The 18695-nt window shown below is 67.7% G+C and carries 14 protein-coding genes; 1 reads left to right on the forward strand and 13 read right to left on the reverse strand.

Going from position 1 to position 18695, the window contains the following annotated elements; all coding sequences use genetic code 11:
- Nucleotides 1–58 precede the first annotated feature (58 nt).
- From G315_RS0105155 to G315_RS0105215, 13 genes are all read right to left on the reverse strand, one after another.
- Nucleotides 59–523, reverse strand: coding sequence for a rhodanese-like domain-containing protein (locus tag G315_RS0105155; RefSeq protein WP_018143923.1), 465 nt, complete (start codon nt 521–523; stop codon nt 59–61).
- Nucleotides 524–747: 224 nt separating this feature from the next.
- Nucleotides 748–951, reverse strand: coding sequence for a cold-shock protein (locus G315_RS0105160; RefSeq protein ID WP_018143924.1), 204 nt, complete (start codon nt 949–951; stop codon nt 748–750).
- A 406-nt stretch (nt 952–1357) separates the two neighbouring features.
- Complete coding sequence (locus tag G315_RS0105165; RefSeq protein WP_019612048.1) at nt 1358–3256, reverse strand: M48 family metalloprotease; 1899 nt, start codon at nt 3254–3256, stop codon at nt 1358–1360.
- Between the two features lie 220 nt (nt 3257–3476).
- On the reverse strand, nt 3477–4865 hold the full coding sequence (gene pmbA, locus G315_RS0105170) for a metalloprotease PmbA (protein WP_018143926.1): 1389 nt from the start codon (nt 4863–4865) through the stop codon (nt 3477–3479).
- Nucleotides 4866–4943: 78 nt separating this feature from the next.
- Nucleotides 4944–5207: a hypothetical protein gene (locus G315_RS0105175; protein ID WP_018143927.1), complete on the reverse strand. Its 264-nt coding sequence runs from the start codon at nt 5205–5207 to the stop codon at nt 4944–4946.
- Nucleotides 5208–5242: 35 nt separating this feature from the next.
- Nucleotides 5243–6685 carry a metalloprotease TldD gene (gene tldD, locus G315_RS0105180; RefSeq protein WP_026181991.1) on the reverse strand — a complete coding sequence of 481 codons (1443 nt, stop codon included), beginning with the start codon at nt 6683–6685 and terminating at the stop codon, nt 5243–5245.
- A gap of 154 nt (nt 6686–6839) precedes the next feature.
- Entirely contained in the window at nt 6840–7670 is an 831-nt protein-coding gene (locus tag G315_RS0105185; protein WP_018143929.1) for a carbon-nitrogen hydrolase family protein, read from the reverse strand.
- Between the two features lie 64 nt (nt 7671–7734).
- Entirely contained in the window at nt 7735–11646 is a 3912-nt protein-coding gene (locus tag G315_RS0105190) for a YhdP family protein (protein WP_038034704.1), read from the reverse strand.
- Between the two features lie 144 nt (nt 11647–11790).
- Entirely contained in the window at nt 11791–13332 is a 1542-nt protein-coding gene (locus G315_RS0105195; protein ID WP_018143931.1) for an Rne/Rng family ribonuclease, read from the reverse strand.
- Between the two features lie 77 nt (nt 13333–13409).
- Nucleotides 13410–14519, reverse strand: a complete 1110-nt coding sequence (locus G315_RS0105200; protein ID WP_018143932.1) for an AI-2E family transporter — start codon at nt 14517–14519, stop codon at nt 13410–13412.
- Nucleotides 14516–15004 (reverse strand): hypothetical protein, encoded by a 489-nt coding sequence (locus G315_RS0105205; protein WP_018143933.1) that lies wholly within the window; start codon nt 15002–15004, stop codon nt 14516–14518. The genes G315_RS0105200 and G315_RS0105205 overlap by 4 nt, the downstream gene beginning before the upstream one ends.
- Nucleotides 15001–15747, reverse strand: coding sequence for a type 1 glutamine amidotransferase (locus G315_RS0105210; protein ID WP_018143934.1), 747 nt, complete (start codon nt 15745–15747; stop codon nt 15001–15003). The genes G315_RS0105205 and G315_RS0105210 overlap by 4 nt, the downstream gene beginning before the upstream one ends.
- A 6-nt stretch (nt 15748–15753) precedes the next feature.
- On the reverse strand, nt 15754–16686 hold the full coding sequence (locus G315_RS0105215; protein WP_018143935.1) for a LysR family transcriptional regulator: 933 nt from the start codon (nt 16684–16686) through the stop codon (nt 15754–15756).
- Between the two features lie 187 nt (nt 16687–16873).
- Here G315_RS0105215 and G315_RS0105220 point away from each other — a divergent pair, with 187 nt between their 5' ends.
- Entirely contained in the window at nt 16874–18619 is a 1746-nt protein-coding gene (locus tag G315_RS0105220; protein WP_018143936.1) for a bifunctional diguanylate cyclase/phosphodiesterase, read from the forward strand.
- Nucleotides 18620–18695 lie beyond the last annotated feature (76 nt).

Consider the following 18695-nt stretch of genomic DNA (forward strand, 5'->3'; position numbering starts at 1 on the left):
CAGGACCGTCTGGAGCCGTATGCCCTTGCCGGAATGTGCGTCTGCGGCGCCCACGCGGCTATTCGAAGGGATAGCCGGAGCGGATCCACTCGGGAAAGCCGCCGGGAAAGTAGTAGAGATTGGTGAAGCCCCATCCGAGGGCGCGGCGCGTGGCCGCCTCGGTGCGCCAGCAGTCCCGTTCGTTGCAGTACATCACCACCGGGGCGTCCAGCGCGCCGATGAACTCCAGGAGGTTCTCCCGGGTAAAACGATTCCGCTCGTCCTCGAGGTCGCGCATGATGGTCAGGTTGCGGGCCTCTGGCACTCGCCCCGCCTCGAAATCCGCGCGCAGCCGCGTGTCCACGAAGGGCACGCCCTCGCGGAACAGCGCCCAGGCCTCGGAGGCCTCGATGGTCTGGGTACCCGGGATCGCTGCAGGCGCGCGATAGGGGCCCTGGGCCGCAGCCACATTCCCCACGACCAGCGCCAGCAGCACCCCGAACACCGCGATCCAGCGAGGCCATGCGCGGCCGGCGCGGCGCATCCGGACGCGGGTTTGACGATATCCAGCGATCATGCGGGAACCGTAGCACGTTGCCCGGTCTGCGCCACACAAAAAAGGTCTTCCCTGGACACGTTCTATCGTGGCTCTGCCTCGCCAAGTCCATGCGACGACGCCCGTCCCGACTTGCAGCCAGAATCGCGCACAAAAAAAGCCCCGCACTAGGCGGGGCTCTCTCAACCTGGCGCTTGCGCGCCGGGGTTGTCTTACTGAGCTTCGACGTTCGCGGCGGCCGGGCCCTTCTGGCCCTGCTCGACGTCAAACGAGACGCTCTGGCCTTCTGCCAGCGACTTGAAGCCGCTACCCTGGATGGCGCTGTGATGGACGAAGACGTCCTTGGAGCCATCAGACGGGGTAATAAAGCCAAAGCCTTTTTCGTCGCTAAACCACTTCACTGTACCTGTAGCCATTTCGGTTACCTCTGCTTGTTCATAATAGATTGGGTTTTCGAGGGGAGGAGAGACTGGAGGGCAACCGAACGACGATGGAACTTGATCGTGATTCTACGCGGCCCCAAACCAACCGGGACCGGAACTGCGAATCTTAACGCCCCTTTCGGGGTGTCGCCTGGTGCTGCATGGAGCCTGTTACCGTTACCTCGCAGCCATTGTCCTCCCAAACCGCTCTCGATTGAAAGTGTTTTTTCGGATTTTCTTGATGTGAGCCCGGAAAATCGTTTGTTATCCGCCGCTTGAGTCGGATTTTAATTTGGATTCAGGTGCTTATTTCCCACGTGGAAGCGGTTTCAAGGCATTTCCGGCCAGAACCAACGCACCTCGAGGGACACCGGCCGCACCCTCATGCGCAGGCCGCCCGCTACGCCAAACCATCCAACACCCCCTCCGTTGCCAGCGGCAGCGGGACGTGCAGCGACGCCGCCATCACTCGCAGCAGCTCGACCTCGGCCGGCACCACCTGACCGCCATGGCTGACGGTGGTCACCATCGCCCGTATCAGCGAGTCCTTGTCGCGCATGCGCAGGGTATCCAGCTGTTCCAGCACGCGGTCCAGCACATTCGCCCATGCGCGCGCACCGGCCGCCCCGGTCAGGGCCTCGGGGATCTCCACCGCCAGCGGCAGCGCCCCGTCCAGGCTGCCAATCCCGGCGGTCAGCGCGGCCCGCGCCGCCGCCGGGGCGTCCGGATGGCCATGGTGGGCCAGCACCGCCAGCAAGTAATGCGCGCTCTCCTTGTGGGCGCCCAGCGTGGCAGTCCTGGGGCGGGACGCCGCGGCAGGATCCTGCACATCCCGCAGCTGGCGGCTCAGCATGCGCCCAAGGGCATACTCGAATACCGCCACCCGGCCATCGGCATGAATCAGCCGCTCCACCAGCCCCTGCAGGCGCGCGCGCTCCTCGGCTGAAAGCCGTCGCAGCATCGGGAAGCCCAGCTCCAGAAGCGGCAGGCGCAGGTCCTCGCGCAGCGCAGGTTCCGCTGCCTGCAGACGACGAACGGCCTCTCCGCGCGCCTCGCCCAACGCCTCGGCAATCATCATCCGCTGCCGCTCGCGCACATCCGGGTCCGCATGCAACAGGAGATACAAGACCACCTCGATCGCCCGCGCATCCGAGCGCGCGGCCCAGGCGAGTGGCCCCGGAATCGCAGCAAGCAACATGCCGGCACCGAGGATATGGGTCAGTGCCGGGTGGCCGCCGAGGGCATCCCCCACGGCCTCGGCGCCCGGCAGACGCCCCTCGCGTTCGCGCTGCATGCCGTCCACCGCGCGCTCGTGCGCCCGCTGCCGCACCCGGGCATTGATCTGGTCGCGCAGGCGCTGCAGATCCCGGGGCTCGAAATGCGGCTGCAAGGTGCGGATGCGATCCAGCAGGGGCGGATGGGTCTCGAAGATCTGGCCGATCGCGTCGCTGGCGAACAGCATGTGAGTGATCTCCTCGGTATTGCCATTCAGCCCGGCATAGCGGGCCGCGACCTTCTTCAGCGCACCGGCCAGGCCGTCCGGCTCGCGGGTGAACTGCACGGCATGGGCATCCGCGAGGTATTCGCGCTGGCGCGAGATACCGGCCCGGATCCAGCGCGCCAGGGCCAGCCCGGCATAGCCCACCACGATCAGGGTGACGCTGAGCACGCCCACCCCGGTATCGGCAATGTCGCCCTTGTGTCGACGCCGGCGTCGCGCCAGCCCGCCCTGCCCCAGCAGCGCCAGAATCTCGATCCCGTAGAGGATGCCGATCAGGCGCATGTTGAGGCGCATGTCCCCATTGAGGATATGTCCGAACTCGTGCGCGACCACACCCTTCAGCTCGGCGCGCTCCAGACTGTCCAGCGCACCGCGGGTCACGGCGATCACCGCATCGTTCGACGCAAAGCCGGCGGCGAAGGCGTTGATGCCCAGGTCCTGCTCCAGCACGTAGATCTCGGGCACCGGCACCCCGGAAGCGATGGCCATCTCCTCGACCACGTTGCGCAGCTGCCGCTGTTGCGGGTCCGCCGGATTGCCATCCACCCGGATGCCGCCCATCTCCTGCGCGATCAGCCCACCGCCGCCGGCGCGCAGCCGCCAGCCCCGGTACAGACTCGCAAGGACGATCAGGCCCGCGGTGATCCCCATGGTCCAGGCGATGGCCTCGGTGCCGCCCCCCATGGCCCAGACAATCAGGCCCAGGGCCCCGACGATCACCAGCACGGCCAGGCCGAACAGGGCCAGTAGCCAGCGCGTCCTGCGCTGTGCCTGCTCTTGCTGCTTGAAGAAGTTCATGGCCGCTCCTCGCCACCGGGATACGACCGTATTGCGGAGGGCGGACGGTCGCGCGTCACGGGGCCATGCAGCCCTAGGGAGACGCTGATTGAATCGCGCGCTCGCGCTCGAGTCGCTTTTGCGTGCGATTCAATCAGCGTCTCCCTAGGCGAGAGTAGCAGGGTGGGTGATGCGGGGAAACGGCCGGTCATGCCCGTACAGGCAGACCGGAAAGAGCCGTTCAGTCGCCGGCCACCATCATGGATTCAACCAGGATGGAACCGGTGTGGATGTTGCCGCGGCGGTCGACGTCGGTACCCACGGCCGCCATCCGCTGGAACATGTCCTTCAGGTTGCCGGCGATGGTGATCTCCTCCACCGGATACTGCAGCTCGCCGTTTTCCACCCAGAAGCCGGCGGCCCCGCGGGAATAGTCGCCGGTCACCGGATTCACGCCCTGGCCGATCAGCTCGGTGACCAGGAAACCGGTCCCCATCTCGGCCAGCAAGGCGGCGAAGTCCTTGTCGCCCGGGGCCACGGTCACGTTGCGCGCACCCCCGGCGTTGCCAGTGGCCTCGAGGCCCAGACGCCGCGCGGCGTAGCTGTCGAGGGTATAGCTCTGCAGCACGCCGTCGGCGATCAGCGGGCGGTTGCGGGTGCGCACGCCCTCCCCGTCGAACGGGGCGCTACCCAGCGCGCGCGGCGTCTGCGGGCGTTCCTCGATCTGCATCCACGCGGGGAACACGTTCTCGCCGATGGCGTTCAGCAGGAACGAGCTCTCGCGGTACTGGGACGGACCGGCGATCGCACGGGTGAAACTGCCAATCAGGGTACGCGCCATCTCCGGGGCAAACAGCACCGGGCAGTTGCGGGTCGACAGCTTGCGCCCGCCCAGCCGGCGCACGGTGCGCTCGGCGGCCTCGCGCCCGACCTGCTCGGCGGCGGTCAGATCATCCGCGTGGCGTGCGACGGTATAGGCGTAGTCGCGCTGCATGCCTGCTGCGTCGCGCGCCACCAGCGCGCAGGACAGGGAGTGCCGGGTGCTGCGATAGCCGCCCATGAACCCCTGGCTGTCGCCGAGAAACGCAATGGCCCGCCGCGTGCTGACGCTGGCACCCTCGGAGTTCTCGATCCGTTCATCCGCCGCGAAGCCGGCGGCCTCGATGGTACGGGCCAGCTCGGTCGCCTCGGCGGCGCTGCAGCCCCAGGGGTGATCCAGGTCAAGGTCGTCCCACTCGCTCGCCTTGAACGCGGGATCGGGCATCCCGGCGTACGGGTCCGGCTCGGTGTAGCGGGCGATGCGGCAGGCCGCCTCGACGGTGTCGATCAGGGCCTGGTCACTGAAATCGGTGGTAGAGGCGGCCCCCTTGGACTGGCCGAAATAGACGATCAGCGAAAGACTCTGGTCACGCTCGTGCTCCAGGGTTTCGATCTCGCCCTTGCGCACCCCCAACTCCAGCCCGACGCTGTGACTGACCACGGCCTGGACGTCCGAGGCACCGCGCGCGCGCGCGGCCTCTAGCGTGCGCTGAACTCTCGTCTGCAGGGAGTCCGGCGAATGGGACAGGGCCTGGACCCCGTCTTCCTGGGACACGGGTTCCGGGATGGCGCGTTCGGGAGATGTACTCATGCAGGGTTCCGCTACTCGATGACTGATCTGGGGGCGATACAAGGACACCCCGGGCCGGATGGCCCGGGGAAGGGATTACTAGTCGACCCGGGCGCCGTGCTTGTGGACTGCGCCGGCGTTGCCCCAGCGCTCCAGGTCGTCGACGTGCACACCGACCCAGTAGAGCATGCCGACGCTGTCACGCGTCCAGCCGCCCACCAGGTCCTGGCCTTCGCTCAGCTCCACGTGGTGGGCGAACTGCTCGGCCTTGTCGCGCGCGCGAAAGACATGCCACTGGACGATCTTGTCGTGGCCATGCCCTTCCGGCAGGGAACGTTCCTGTTCGAGAAAATCGAGATTCATCTGTGCCTCCTTGGTTGCATCGGGCCCTGCAGCCCTCAGGCTGCCTGGGTACCGCCCACGGTCATGCCGTCAATACGCAGCGTGGGCTGTCCCACGCCGACCGGCACGCCCTGGCCCTCCTTGCCGCAGGTGCCGACGCCGGAATCGAGCTTCATGTCGTTCCCGATCATCGACACCCGGGTCAGGACATCCGGGCCATTGCCGATCAGGGTCGCACCCTTGACCGGGTACGTCACCTTGCCCTTCTCCACCCGGTAGGCCTCCGAGGCGGAGAACACGAACTTGCCGGAGGTAATGTCCACCTGCCCGCCACCGAAATTGACCGCGTACAGGCCATCGTCCACCGAGGCCAGGATCTCTTCCGGATCAGCGTCGCCGCCCAGCATGTAGGTATTGGTCATGCGCGGCATCGGCAGCCGGGCATAGGACTCGCGACGGCCGTTGCCGGTGGACTGCGTACCCATCAGGCGGGCATTCATCTCGTCCTGCATGTAGCCGCGCAGCACGCCATCCTCGATCAGCACGGTCTGCTGAGTCGGATTGCCTTCGTCGTCCACGTTCAACGAGCCGCGGCGGCCCTCCAGGGTGCCGTCATCGACGATGGTGATGCCCTTGGCCGCCACCTGCTCACCGATGCGTCCGGAGAAGGCCGAGGTCCCCTTGCGGTTGAAGTCACCCTCCAACCCATGGCCGATCGCCTCGTGCAACAGGACGCCCGGCCAACCGGGCCCGAGCACCACCTTCATGCTGCCGGCCGGCGCGTCGCGCGCATCGAGATTCACCAGGGCCTGGCGCACCGCCTCGCGGGCATAACCGGCGGCGCGGCCATCCTCGCGGAAGTACTGGTAGCCGTGACGACCACCGCCTCCGGAGGTGCCGGATTCGCGGCGCCCGCCCTGCTCGACGATCACCTGGACGTTCAGGCGCACCAGCGGGCGCACGTCGGTGGTCATCTCGCCGCGGGCATTCAGTACCAGCACCACCTCGTGCACCCCGGCCAGCGAGCACATCACCTGGGTTACGCGGGAATCCTCGGCGCGGGCGACGGCATCCACCTCCTTCAGGAGGTCGATCTTGGCCTGCTCGCCCAGCGAATCGAGCGGATTGTCGGGGGCGTACAGCGCCGGCCGCGAGGTCGCGCGCGAGGCAACCGCAATGCGCCCGCTCTGCCCGGCACTGGCAATGCTGCGCGCGGTCTTCGCGGCCTCAAGCATGGCCGGCATCGCGATGTCGTCGGAGTAGGCGAACCCGGTCTGCTCGCCACGCACGACGCGGATGCCGACGCCGCGTTCGATGTTGAAGCTGGCGGATTTCACGATGCCGTCCTCCAGCGACCAGCCCTCCTGGCTGGCGAACTGGAAGTAGCAGTCACCGCCATCGATACCGTGACCGAAGGTGGTGCCCAGAAGGGCGCTCAGCTCGCTTTCGCCAAGGCCGGCGGGGTCGAGCAGGGTCTGTTGCGCAAGGCGGTCGATCATGAAGTCCTCTCGGGTTCCGTAAATCCGCTGTTCCGTGTCCATCATGGGGGAGCAGCTGTCGGCCCTCAGTATGGAGCTTGGGGCACGCCGTTCGCTTTCAAGCGCGCGGCCGTTGCGGGTATATCGCCACCCTGACCCAGGCCAGGGTGCGGGGTCAGGTGGTTTTGGGGCACGGCAGGCGGCGGTGGTCCACCGCCGGAAAGCTGCTCCGGATGCGCGCGGCCTGGGTCGGATCCAGGTTCGCCAGCAGTACCCCGGGGTTGCGCTGCAACTGGCCGACCACCCGACCCCAGGGGTCCACCAGCGCGCTGTGGCCGTAGGTTTCGCGGCCGTTCACGTGGAAGCCGCCCTGGGCCGCCGACAGCATGTAGTACTGGTTCTCGATTGCGCGCGCCCGCAGCAACACGTCCCAGTGCGCCTGCCCGGTCTGCGCGGTGAAGGCCGCCGGCAGGGCGACCCATTCCGCATTCTTGTCCAGCAGGGCCCGGAACAGCTCGGGGAAGCGCAGGTCGTAGCAAATCGCCAGGCCCATGCGCCCCACCGGCGTATCGACGACCACCACCTGGTCACCTCGCTCGAAGACCTTCGACTCGGTGTAGGCCTCGGTGCTATCCGGCAGGCACACATCGAACAGGTGGATCTTGTCGTAGCGCGCCACCTGCTGCCCGCGGTCGTCGAACACCAGGCAAGCCGAACGCACCCGCTCGGAGTCCGGGGTCTGCAGCGGGATGGTCCCGCCGACGATCCACAGCCCCAGGCGCCGGGCCTGCTCCGCGAGGAAGGCCTGCAGCGGGCCGGCGCCATCGGCGACCTCCGCGATCCCGAGGATGTCCGTCTCCTGCATGCCCATGAAGGCAAAGTTCTCCGGCAGGACAGCCAGGCGGGCGCCCTTGTCGGCGGCCTCCTGCAGCAGTCGTTTCGCCTCCAGAAGGTTCGCCTGGGGCTGGGGTCCGGAGGCCATCTGGATGGCCGCTACCTGAGTCATGTCGCTCCGATCATCTGGTTACCGGGGCCGGTTATGGCGCCCGCAACGCCGATCCCTGCCGGCGTTAGTCGTTGTCAGGCCCTTCGGCATCTGCGGCCGGTTGCACCAGCACGCGCACCTGCGGGTCGTCCCAGGGGCCCGTCACCGAATATTCGACACGAGCCGCCTCTTCTATCTGATCCCCAATCCCCAGCACGCGTTCCGCAAGCAGCACCACGACCCCGGTCACCGGCCCGCCCACCAGCGCCCCGACAATCGGCAGCGCGGTACGCAGGCTGGGCACCACCACGATCTCGTGATCGTAGTCGCGCGCCACCAGCCCGGTACGACCACTCAGGCGTACGCGCGCCGATGGCCCTTCCATGCGCAGGGCCGGCACGTAGAGATCACCATCGCGCAGTGTCGCCTCCGCGATCAGTTCGCTGAAGGTCAGGCCTTCGGTGAACACGTCGCGGAAATCCAGCCGCAGCCGCCGCGGCAACACGTCCAGGCTCACCAGGCCGAGCAGGCGGCCGGCGCCCGGCTCGACATCCGCCAGACGCCCGTCCTCCAGGGAGAGTTCCATGGAGCCCGCCAGCTGCGCGAGGCGCGGGGCATACAAAGGGCCCGGCCAGGTCAGCGACAGCGAACCGTCACCGCTCCCCCCGACCATCGCACGCGACAACCCCGCCGACTCGAGCGCCCGGCCCCAGTCACCGCCGGAGAGGCTCACGTCCAGGCGCGTCTCCGGCAGACCGCCGGTGGTCACCCGCCAGACCCCGACGGCGTCTGCGTGCAGGTCACCGTCCGGGGTCCGCAACTCCAGGTCGCGGACGACCAGACCGTTCGGCTGCGGCTCCAGCCCCAGCTCGATGTCCGCGAAACGGTAATCCCCCAGCGCCAGGCTGTCGAGGGTCAAGTCCACGGCCGGCCATACGCGCGGGTCTTCGAAGCCCCCGACTGCGACGGGCTTCACCCCGGGATCGGGGTCCCGCTCGCCGCCCCACTCAAGATCCTCCAGGACCAGGTGGCGCACATGCGCCTCCCAGCGGTCGCGCCCGCCCGCACCCATCGGGCGCCAGCGGGCCTCGCCCGCCAGCCAGTCGGAAGTGGCCTCCAGATCCCAGCCCGCATCCCCGCGTCGACCAAGGAAGCGCACACCGGGCAGGTCCTGCTCGCCCCAGCGGATGCGGTCGCGGATATCCAGTTCCAGGCGGGTCAACGCGACCGCTCCCGCGGCTTCCCCGGCGCCCTCGCCGGCCGCGCCCAGATCCACATCGCCGCCCCAGGGGGCCTCGCTCAGGGCCTTGAGCCAAGGGTCGACCGCCAACTCCGGCAGACGCGCCCGCACCGAGACCCCCGCCCCCGGCAAGGCCAGGGCACTGGCGCGGGGCGCACCGATCTCCAGCGCCATGGCCTGCAACCCGATCCCGCGCGCGGCCGTACGCGGCTCGGCACCCCGTGCGGCCGGGTCCTCCGGCGCGGCCGCCGGTGACAGGCGCAGGTGGGCGCGCAGGACCTGCCCCAGCGTCAGGTGGCCGATACCGGCGCCGTCATGCCCGAGCGGCAGCACCAGCTCCAGCTCGCGGGCCGCGTCCGCGGACTTGCCGATCGGCTCCGGCCAGTCGATCGCGACCCCGACCAGGTCCGAGCGCAACTCCAGACGAACCCCGTCCACCGCCGGCCCCAAGCGCAACTGGGCATCCCAGTGCGCCGCCCCGTCGAGATAAGGCGCAAGTTCCGGGAAGTCCTCCAGCCACGGGGCCAGGGGCTGCGGACCGCGCGCCGTCAACCGCGCCGTCTCGCCATCCAGCGGCCAGTCCGCCCCCAGCGTCACCGTCTCGCCGTGAACCCGCGCGGTAACCCCGTCGGCCGTCACGCGATCCGCAGTATCGAACTCGACCCGTCCCTCCACAGCCTCGAGAATGGTCGGCCAGCCCGAGACCTCGGCGCGGATCCCCCGCAGGTCCAGATCACCGGCGACACGGGTCGCGGCCATTCGGCCCGCCTGCAGCGGGAGGTTCAGCGACAGACCCAGCCGGGTCGGCCCGTCCAGCCGCGCCTGGTCACGGAGTTCGGCCGCCTCCTCCAGCAGCTCGGCCTGGCGCAGGTAGGCCAGAAGATCCGCCGCATCGCCCTCTGCCGTGCCTTCCAGTTCGAGGACCGCATGCTCCATGTCCTCGATCCCGATCCGGGTGTCGCGCACCTCGGTGTCCAGAATGCGCCCGCGCGCACTCTCGGCGCGGAAGCTCGCGTTGTGGAACAGGAGCCGGCCACTGAGGTCCTCCGCTCGTGGCCAGCCCTCCTGATAGTCGAGGATGCCCGCCTCGACATCCGCCCAGAGATCAAACACACCCTCGTCGCCGGCGAACGGGAAGTCTTTCCCGCGCCCGCGATAGGCCATGCCGCCGCCGGAGGACGTGCCCGTAACGATGCTGTCCACCAGCCACTGGTAGGTGTTGTCCGGCAGGTGGTAAAGCGGCAGGTAGCGCGCGGTGTGATCACCGTCGGCTCGCAGAATGTCCATCGCAATATCGACCCGGGGTCCGGCCGCGTGACCATCCAGCAGCACCCGCAGGCGGCCGCGAACCGCGGCATGGGCATTGGCGGCATTCAGGCCCTCGCCCGCCAGGCGCCAGTGTCCGGCGTCATCGCGCTCGGCACGCAGCCGTCCACGCACCGTATCCAGCGGCACCGGATCGGCCAGCACACGCGGCAGGTCGATCTGCAGGTCGCGGCTGTCCAGCAGCAGTTCCACACCGCCACGGCGCCATTGCATATAGCCCGAGGCGCCCTGCACCCCAAGCCCGTGATCCCCCGCGCGCCAGCCAAGGTCGTGCACATCGGCCTCCGCCCAGACAGGCTGCAGACGACCATCCTCGCGGCGGGCCTCCAGCCGGGCGAAGTCCAGGGTGCCGCGCGGATGCAGGTCCGCGATCCGCTCCGCCAACTCGGGCGCCGCATCCTGAAGCAGCGTGAGCAGCGGCGCGTAGGGTTCCACTTCGAGATCGCGCGCGGCCATTTCCACCGCGTCCACCACCAGCCCCTCCGGCTTGCCCTCCAGGCGATAGGCGAGTCGCAGATCGCCGGAACCGGGTTGGGTCCCGCTCCAGGACGAGCGGTGGCGATCCTCCTGCACCCGCCAGTCGAAACGATGTCCGATGGCCGGACCGACCGGCTCCCCGGCCAGATTGAGGGTGGTTTCGTGCTCCCCGCGCAGCCAGGCCATGCGCCCCTCGTCGAGCGCGCCCCACAGACGCAGCGCGGCCGTGCCCTCGGGCGCGGGCCAGCCGAGGTAGGCCAGCCACGGCTGCCAGGCGGTCAGGTCGACCGCATCGGCCCGCAGGAAGAAGCGCGCATCACGCAAATCCGCAGCGGGGGCCTTCAGCCCCAATTCGAAGTGCCCGCCCGCGGCCTCGCCATCCAGCACCCCTTCGAGGTGCATCCGCAGCGACCCGTCATGCGCCGTGCGCAGGGCGGCCCGGTCCAGTCGCGCATCGGACTCCAGGCCGGCGCTGCGATCGTCCCAGACCAACCGGATAGCCTCGGCCTCGACATCCGGCCACTGCTCCACGGGGAGCGTGAACAAGCGGCCCTCGCCCATGCCAAGCTCGCGACCGTGCAGGGAAAAGCGTCCGTCGGCGTGGCGTACCAAGCGCAGCTCGACGCCCCGAACATGCACTGTGAAGGATGGATGGCGACTACGCAGACTGGCCCCGACGCTCAGCGCGACCCCGAGGTGGTCGATGGCGACCGGTTCACCATCCGGCATCGCCACGCGGACATCGCGCGCCACCAGCGCCGGCGACCAGCCGGTCCAGCCGAGCTCGATACCTGCGGCCGTGACCTCGCGCTCGAGCTGCTCGCTGGCGGTATCCTCCACCCAGGCGTGCAGGCCATCCCAGTGCGGAAGCGCCAGGCGCAGCAGCACGATCACGATGACCAGCGCCAGGAAGGCGCCCAGCGCCACCCTCAGGATTTGTGACCGGCGTCTCATTTCTCCACCGGGGAGGCGCAATCCGACCCGCCCGGCCGACCGGGACCCGTATCCGTGCTGGGTCCGCACTGGCGATTCATCTTCGCGCCTCTTCCTCCCTGACGGAGACGGGGACCGGGTGCCTGTCTACATACTACTTGTAGATCAGACGAAGACCACGTCGAACTGTTCCTGGGTGTACAGCGTCTCCACCTGGAAGCGGATCGGGATGCCGACAAAGCTCTGCAGCTCGGCCAGGCTGGCGGATTCCTCGTCCAGCAGCAGGTCGATCACGTTCTGCGAGGCCAGCACGCGCAGCTCGCGCGCGTCGTACTGGCGCACCTCGCGCAGGATCTCGCGGAACAGCTCGTAGCACACCGTCTCGGCCGACTTCAGATAGCCACGCCCGCTGCACACCTGGCAGGGCTCGCACATCTGGTGCTCCAGGCTCTCGCGGGTGCGCTTGCGGGTCATCTCCACCAGGCCCAGCGGCGACACGTCGCAGGTCTGGGTCTTCACATGATCGCGTTCCAGGGCCTTTTCCAGCGCGCGGATCACCTGGCGCTTGTGCTCGTCGTCCTGCATGTCGATGAAATCGATAATGATGATCCCGCCGAGATTGCGCAGACGCAGCTGGCGACCGATCGCCTGCGCGGCCTCCAGATTGGTCTTGAAGATGGTCTCTTCGAGCTTTCGATGGCCGACGAAACCGCCGGTGTTGATGTCCACCGTGGTCATCGCCTCGGTCTGGTCGAAGATCAGGTAGCCACCGGATTTCAGTTCCACCTTGCGCTCCAGGGCACGGTGGATCTCCTCCTCGACGTTGAACAGGTCGAAGATCGGGCGCTCGCCCGGATAGTGTTCGATCCGGCCGATCAGCTCCGGCAGGTAGCGCTCGACGAAGCCGCAGACCTTCTGATAGGTCTCGCGCGAATCGATGCGGATACGCTCGATATCGCCCCCCACCATGTCGCGCAGGATGCGCTCCACCAGCGGCAGATCGGCGTAGACCTCGGTCCCCGGCGGGGCTCCGACCGCCTGCTCCTGCAGGGTATCCCAGACCTTCTTCAGGAACGCCGTGTCGTTATACATGGCCTCGTGGTCGGCCAGCTCCGCGGCCGTGCGCACGATAAAGCCGTGCTGCGGCGCCAGCTCGTCACGCAACTGCTCGATGGATGCACGCAGCCGTGCGCGCACGCCCTCGTCCTCGATGCGCGTACTCACACCGACATTGGACTGGTTCGGCATCAGCACCAGATTGCGCGACGGCAGGGTGATATAGGTGGTAAGCCGCGCGCCCTTGGAGCCCAGCGGGTCCTTGACTGCCTGCACCAGGACCTCCTGCCCCTCGCGCAGCAGCTCGCGGATACCCTCGCGCACCACCGGGGCCGGCGTGCCGGTGCCATTGCCGCCAGCCACGGGCGCCGCAGGGGCGTCGCTGGCAGACGGGCCGTTGCCATTGAGCTCCTCGCGCTCCACCGGGGCCACGTCGGAGGCATGCAGAAAGGCCGTGCGCTCCAGCCCGATATCGACGAAGGCCGCATCCATGCCCGGCAGTACCCGCACCACCCGGCCCTTGTAGATGTTCCCCACGATCCCGCGGCGGCGGGCGCGCTCCAGGTGCAGTTCGGTCAGGACGCCATTTTCCACCAGGGCCACTCGGCTCTCCTGGGGTGTCACGTTCATCAGGATCTCGGTTCCGGTCATGCGTTCTTCTTGTTCTTGATGTCACGGGCAGACCGCCGAACCCGCACACGGGCGGGCCGGCGATCAGGGATGTCGGGCTACTTGGTGGCGGCTTCGGCCGCGGCGGCCGCCGGCTCTCCAGAGGACTCCGGCGGCGGCCACTGGGCGCGCGGCCAGGACTTGATCACCGCATGTACCAGCGTCGCCAGCGGGATGGCAAAGAATACCCCCCAAAGCCCCCAGATGCCGCCGAACACGAACACCGCGGCGATGATCGCCACCGGGTGCAGGTTGACGACCTCCGAAAACAGCAGCGGCACCAGCACGTTGCCGTCGATAAACTGAATCACCCCGTAGGCAATCAGTACCCAGGCGAACTCGGAGCTCAGGCCGAACTGGAAGTATGCGACCGCCGCCACCGGGATGGTCACCACGGCCGCGCCGATGTACGGAATGATCACCGAGATGCCCACCATGAACGACAACAACACGGCGTATTCCAGCCCGAACCAGTTGAAGGTAAGGAAGGTGACCGCCCAGACGATCACGATCTCGATGAATTTGCCGCGCACGTAGCTGGCGATCTTCAGATTCACCTCGGTCCAGACCTCGCTGGCCAGGTGGGTGTCCTGGGGCATGAAGCCGCGGATCCAGTTCAGGATCAGATCGCGGTCCTTCAACATGAAGAACACCATCAGCGGGACCACGATCAGGTAGATCACCACGTCCACCAGGTGCCGTGCCGAGGACAGCGAGAACGACACCACGCGTTGCCCCAGCAGGGTCGCCTCGGCGCGAATGGCCCCCATCAGCTCGAACACCTGATCGTCACTGATCAGTTGCGGGTAACGCTCGGGCAACTGCAACAGCAGGTTCTGGCCCTCGGAGATCATCCCCGGCAGCTCGCGCACCAGCTGGGTCACCTGGGCCGACATCAGCGGCACCACGCTGAACAGCGCCGCCACCGTCAGCGCCAGGAAGGCCAGCAGCACAAGGGTGACCGCGAGGATGCGCGGGATGTGCAAAAAGACCAGCTTGCGCACCGCCCCCTCCAGCAGGTAGGCAATGATCAGCGAAGCCAGCAGCGGCGCCAGGATGCGCCCGGCAAAGACGATGATCAGGAATCCCGCGAGCAGCAGAAACGCCAGGATCACCACCTGCGGGTCGGTGAAATGACGCTGGTACCACTGGCGCAGGATATCGATCATTGCGAGGCCCCTCCCGGCGCCTCGTCATGGTCGGCATCCGTCTGTCGGGTCGGATCCTGGACGACGGCCTTCTCGTAATGAGTCCGAAAGACCACCTCCAGCTCGTCGATCACCTCCACCGCCGGGCGCCCCTGCATCACGTGTTGGCCCATCAGGGCCGAGGTCTCGTTCAGCAGCTTGGAGCGATCCAGCATGGGATAGGTCGCGGAAAGCCGGCGCATCGCCTTGATGACGGACTCGCTCTCCGGACGCGGGATCGGCTCCGGCTCGGGAACCGGTTCCGGCGCGGGGGCCGGCGACTCCTGCTCCAGAAAACGGGCGAATTTCAGCAGGCTGGCCTGATCCTCGGTCGACAGCCGCGCGGCGATCTCGGCGATCTCCTTGGCCGGGTCCTCCCGGCCCTTCTTGCGCGCACCGCCGAGCACCGACCCGAGATCGCCCCCGGACAGCCCCCCCTCGTTGCCCATGCCCAGGGGTGGGATCATCCCTCGTCCTCGATCTTCAGGCTGAACACCGGCATCTTGCGGCGTTCCTGCATCAGGCCCAGCGTCTTTACCAGGGCCACCAGCACGTCCTCGGTCACCTTCTGCATCTCGCCCCATTCCATGCGCGCCTCGCCCAGGAGCTCGCCCATGTTCGGCGGCGGATTGTGCCGCGCCTCCATGATGATGTCCTCGAGCATCCCGGGCTTCACCTCGGGTCGGAACAGCATGCCATAGGTCAGCTCGTCCGGCCGGATCGCCAGCCAGTCGCCGTCGTCGTCCACCAGGATCGGCTGCACGTCCTCCGGCAGGTCGACGCGGCCGTTGACCAGCTGCAGCACCCGCCGGCCATCCAGGGCCTCGGCCAGTGCGTCGCCTTCCCCGGCCGCGGTCTTGTGCGCGGTCACGAAGCGGGCGCGGTACATCGGGTCCTCGTGCGCCGTGCCACCGGCCTGCTCGGCCACCAGCAGCCCGCCCATACCGACGCCCACCACCGGACGCTTCGAGCGGCGGAAGATATCGATCAGCGACAGCTCGTCCGGGACCTGCGGATTCTCCTCGTGATCCGCCGTCGGCCAGGCGCCGCCCAGCAGCCACAGCCCGTCGAACTGGGCCGCGGAGCCCGGCAGGTCCTGACCCACGAACGGTCGGTAGTAGGAGAAGCCGATGTCGCGCTTCTCCAGCTGCGACTCGATCAGGCCGAGAAACTCGGAATAGGTATGCTGCACCACGCAGTAGTTCTTCATGTCACGTCAATCCTGTTTGAGTTCTGATGCGGGGGCGAGCGGACGCTGACCGGTGCAGTACCCGCGCAGGAACTGCATCAGCACCTCCAGCGTGGGTACGCGGAACTTCTGCCGCGCATGCACCAGCGAGATCGGCCGTTCCAGCGGCGGCGACAGCGGCAACGCCACCAGTTCGCCAAGGGCCAGTTCCTTGGCCACCACCGCCTCGGACAGCACCGAGACCCCCATGCCGGCCACCACCGCGCCCTTGATCGCCTCCGGGCTGCCCAGTTCCATGCAGCCGCGCAGACTGCTGCGGTCGTATCCGGCGCGCCCAAGGTACTCCATGATGACCTCGCGGGTCCCGGAACCCTCCTCGCGGCATATGAATGGGCGTTCGATGAAGTCGGCGACGGTCACCGTGTCGCGCCGGGCCAGCTCGTGTTCCGGCGGCACGATCAGCCGCAGCTGGTCCACCAGACAGGGCTGGACCTGCAAGCTGCGGTGGGTCACCGGGGCCTCGACGATGCCGAGATCGACACTGCCCTCCTCGACCATCACCACGACATTCTCGGTATTGCCCACCCGCAGGCGAATGCCGATATCCGGATGCTCGCGGCGGAATGCACCCAGCAGCGCCGGCAGCATGTATTCCGCCACCGTGGTACTGGCGCCGATCACCAGCGCCCCGCCGTCCGCGCCCTTCAACTCGCGCAGCGCGGCCTCCATCTCGCCATAGGTGTCAAAGATGCGTTCGGCATATCGTTGTACCAGCCGTCCGGCATCAGTCAGGGTGACTCGATTGTGGTTGCGGTCGAACAGTCGGGTATCCAGCTGTTCCTCCAACTGGCGCACCTGAAAGGTGACCGCGGGCTGCGTCATATGCAGCACCTCGGCGGCGCGGGTGAAGGACAGCAACCGTGCCACCGTAAGAAAGACCTGCAAACGCCGATCGGCCATGCCGCTCCGCCAAGTAGAAGGTTCCAGACAATCAGGGAAACCCTGGTCGAGGAATGCTACCAAGCCCCCGCGACCGGCAACAGCGACCACCTCTCGCGACGCGGCGATTCCCGACCCTGCACGCAAACCGGCCCACTACGTCGATAATCGTGGCGGCACCCGAATGGCACAAACCGAAGGAACCGGAATGGCGCCGACCCCGTTTTCCACCTGGTCACATGCCCGCTCACAGGGGATCCCCGGAGGCTGGCGACTCGCCGGGGCCGCTGCCGTCCCACTCCTGATGGCGCTGGTCGCGCTGATCGTATACGAGACCGGCGGCACCTCCACTGCCTACCTCAACTTCATCCTCATCCCGGTGCTGCTGGGGGCCGCCCTGTTCGGGCTGTGGGGCGGGCTGGCCTTCGGGCTGCTGGCGGGGTTGCTCCTGGGTCCGTTCATGCCCCTGGATACCGCCACCGGGGCGGCTCAACCCGCATTGAACTGGCTCACGCGCACCGGCATCTACATCGTCCTCGGGGGATTCTCCGGCTGGCTGTTCGACACCCTGCGCCGCCACTCCGAACGGCTTCTGGAACAGGCCTACAACAACCCCGTGACCGGCCTGCCCAATCGCGAGTCGCTCGAGCAGTATGCCCGGCAACTGATGACCCAGGCCGACGCCCCGGACGCCGCCGCCACCCGCGTGTTCGTCATCAGCCTGCAGATGGACAACTACCCGGACAGCATTGGCGCCCTGGGCTTCGCCGCCGAGCGCCCCCTGCTGCGATCCATTGCCGAGCGCCTGCAGGCAGTGGCCGAGCCCGCCGGGGCGTCCGTGTTCCACATCCACGACGATCACTTCGCCCTGATCCTGCCGCACCGCAGCCGCAAAGAGACACTCGCCGTCACACGCGCCGCGATCGAATGCCTGCAAACCCCTTTCGAGGTCTTCGAGATCCCGGTCTATCTCGGGGCCCACGCGGGCGTCTCCTCCTTCCCCTTTCACGAGCAGGATGAACCCACCCGGCTGCTGACCAAGGCCTGGATGGCGATGCACGAGGCCAGTCACTCGGGGCGCCGCTATCGCAGCTACAACCGCCGCAGCAACGAGCACAGCCTGTACACCGTGGAACTCCTGGGCGAGTTGCAAAGCGCACTGGACGACGGCCAGCTAAGCCTGCACTACCAGCCGAAGGTCAATCTCGCGAGCGATCAGGTGATGGGCCTGGAGGCCCTGCTACGCTGGGAACACCCGGTTCGCGGCCGCATCCCTCCCGACCAGTTCATCCCGCCGGCCGAGCGCACCGGACTGATCCACAGCCTCACCGACCGGGTCCTTGATCTCGCACTGGCCGACATCGCCCGCCTGCGCGTCGAAGGCCTGGACATGCCCGTCAGCGTGAACATCTCGGCGCGCAACTTCCTCGACCCCGGATTTGCCGATCGCCTGCTGGAGAAGGTTCGCGTCTCGGGGCTTCCACCCTGCGCCCTGGAACTCGAGTTCACCGAGACCGCCCTGATGGCGGACCCGGACGAGGTGATCCGGGCCCTGCGGCGCCTGACCGAGGCCGGACTGGAACTCGCCATCGACGACTTTGGCACCGGCTATTCGTCGCTGGCCTACCTCAAACGTATGCCGGTGACGACTCTCAAGATCGATCAGGCCTTTGTACGGCAAATGCTGGAGCACCCGGTCGACGAGCAGATTACTCGCGCCAGCATCAGCCTGGCCCGGGACCTGGGCCTCAAGGTGGTCGCCGAGGGGGCCGAGGACGCGGCCACCCTGGCGCGGCTGCGCGACTACGGATGCAACGCGGCTCAGGGCTACGGCATCGCCCGCCCGATGCCGCTGGAGGCGATCATCGCCGGGGCCCACGACCGGGGCCTCGTTCCCGGCCTGTGCCCGGAGACCGATGAGCGAGCGGCCCTCAAGCGAGCGAACAACCGCTAACCGGATCGTTCACGTTCACACTCGAACCGATTGGCCTTTCGGGACGCGGCGTCTTGCCCCAAAGCCGCCGCGAATG

Origin of the sequence: Thioalkalivibrio sp. AKL7 (genome assembly GCF_000381705.1) — a bacterium.
GTDB classification, from domain to species: domain Bacteria; phylum Pseudomonadota; class Gammaproteobacteria; order Ectothiorhodospirales; family Ectothiorhodospiraceae; genus Thioalkalivibrio; species Thioalkalivibrio versutus.

What these genes read in the sequence shown, in the direction of transcription:
- G315_RS0105190 (WP_038034704.1), bottom strand. Translation starts at nt 11,646, where the DNA reads ATGAGACGCCGGTCACAAATCCTGAGGGTGGCGCTGGGCGCCTTCCTG.
- G315_RS0105220 (WP_018143936.1), top strand. Translation starts at nt 16,874, where the DNA reads ATGGCGCCGACCCCGTTTTCCACCTGGTCACATGCCCGCTCACAGGGG.
- G315_RS0105195 (WP_018143931.1), bottom strand. Translation starts at nt 13,332, where the DNA reads ATGACCGGAACCGAGATCCTGATGAACGTGACACCCCAGGAGAGCCGA.
- G315_RS0105165 (WP_019612048.1), bottom strand. Translation starts at nt 3,256, where the DNA reads ATGAACTTCTTCAAGCAGCAAGAGCAGGCACAGCGCAGGACGCGCTGG.
- G315_RS0105205 (WP_018143933.1), bottom strand. Translation starts at nt 15,004, where the DNA reads ATGATCCCACCCCTGGGCATGGGCAACGAGGGGGGGCTGTCCGGGGGC.
- G315_RS0105155 (WP_018143923.1), bottom strand. Translation starts at nt 523, where the DNA reads ATGCGCCGCGCCGGCCGCGCATGGCCTCGCTGGATCGCGGTGTTCGGG.
- G315_RS0105200 (WP_018143932.1), bottom strand. Translation starts at nt 14,519, where the DNA reads ATGATCGATATCCTGCGCCAGTGGTACCAGCGTCATTTCACCGACCCG.
- tldD (WP_026181991.1), bottom strand. Translation starts at nt 6,685, where the DNA reads ATGATCGACCGCCTTGCGCAACAGACCCTGCTCGACCCCGCCGGCCTT.
- G315_RS0105210 (WP_018143934.1), bottom strand. Translation starts at nt 15,747, where the DNA reads ATGAAGAACTACTGCGTGGTGCAGCATACCTATTCCGAGTTTCTCGGC.
- G315_RS0105160 (WP_018143924.1), bottom strand. Translation starts at nt 951, where the DNA reads ATGGCTACAGGTACAGTGAAGTGGTTTAGCGACGAAAAAGGCTTTGGC.
- G315_RS0105215 (WP_018143935.1), bottom strand. Translation starts at nt 16,686, where the DNA reads ATGGCCGATCGGCGTTTGCAGGTCTTTCTTACGGTGGCACGGTTGCTG.
- pmbA (WP_018143926.1), bottom strand. Translation starts at nt 4,865, where the DNA reads ATGAGTACATCTCCCGAACGCGCCATCCCGGAACCCGTGTCCCAGGAA.
- G315_RS0105185 (WP_018143929.1), bottom strand. Translation starts at nt 7,670, where the DNA reads ATGACTCAGGTAGCGGCCATCCAGATGGCCTCCGGACCCCAGCCCCAG.
- G315_RS0105175 (WP_018143927.1), bottom strand. Translation starts at nt 5,207, where the DNA reads ATGAATCTCGATTTTCTCGAACAGGAACGTTCCCTGCCGGAAGGGCAT.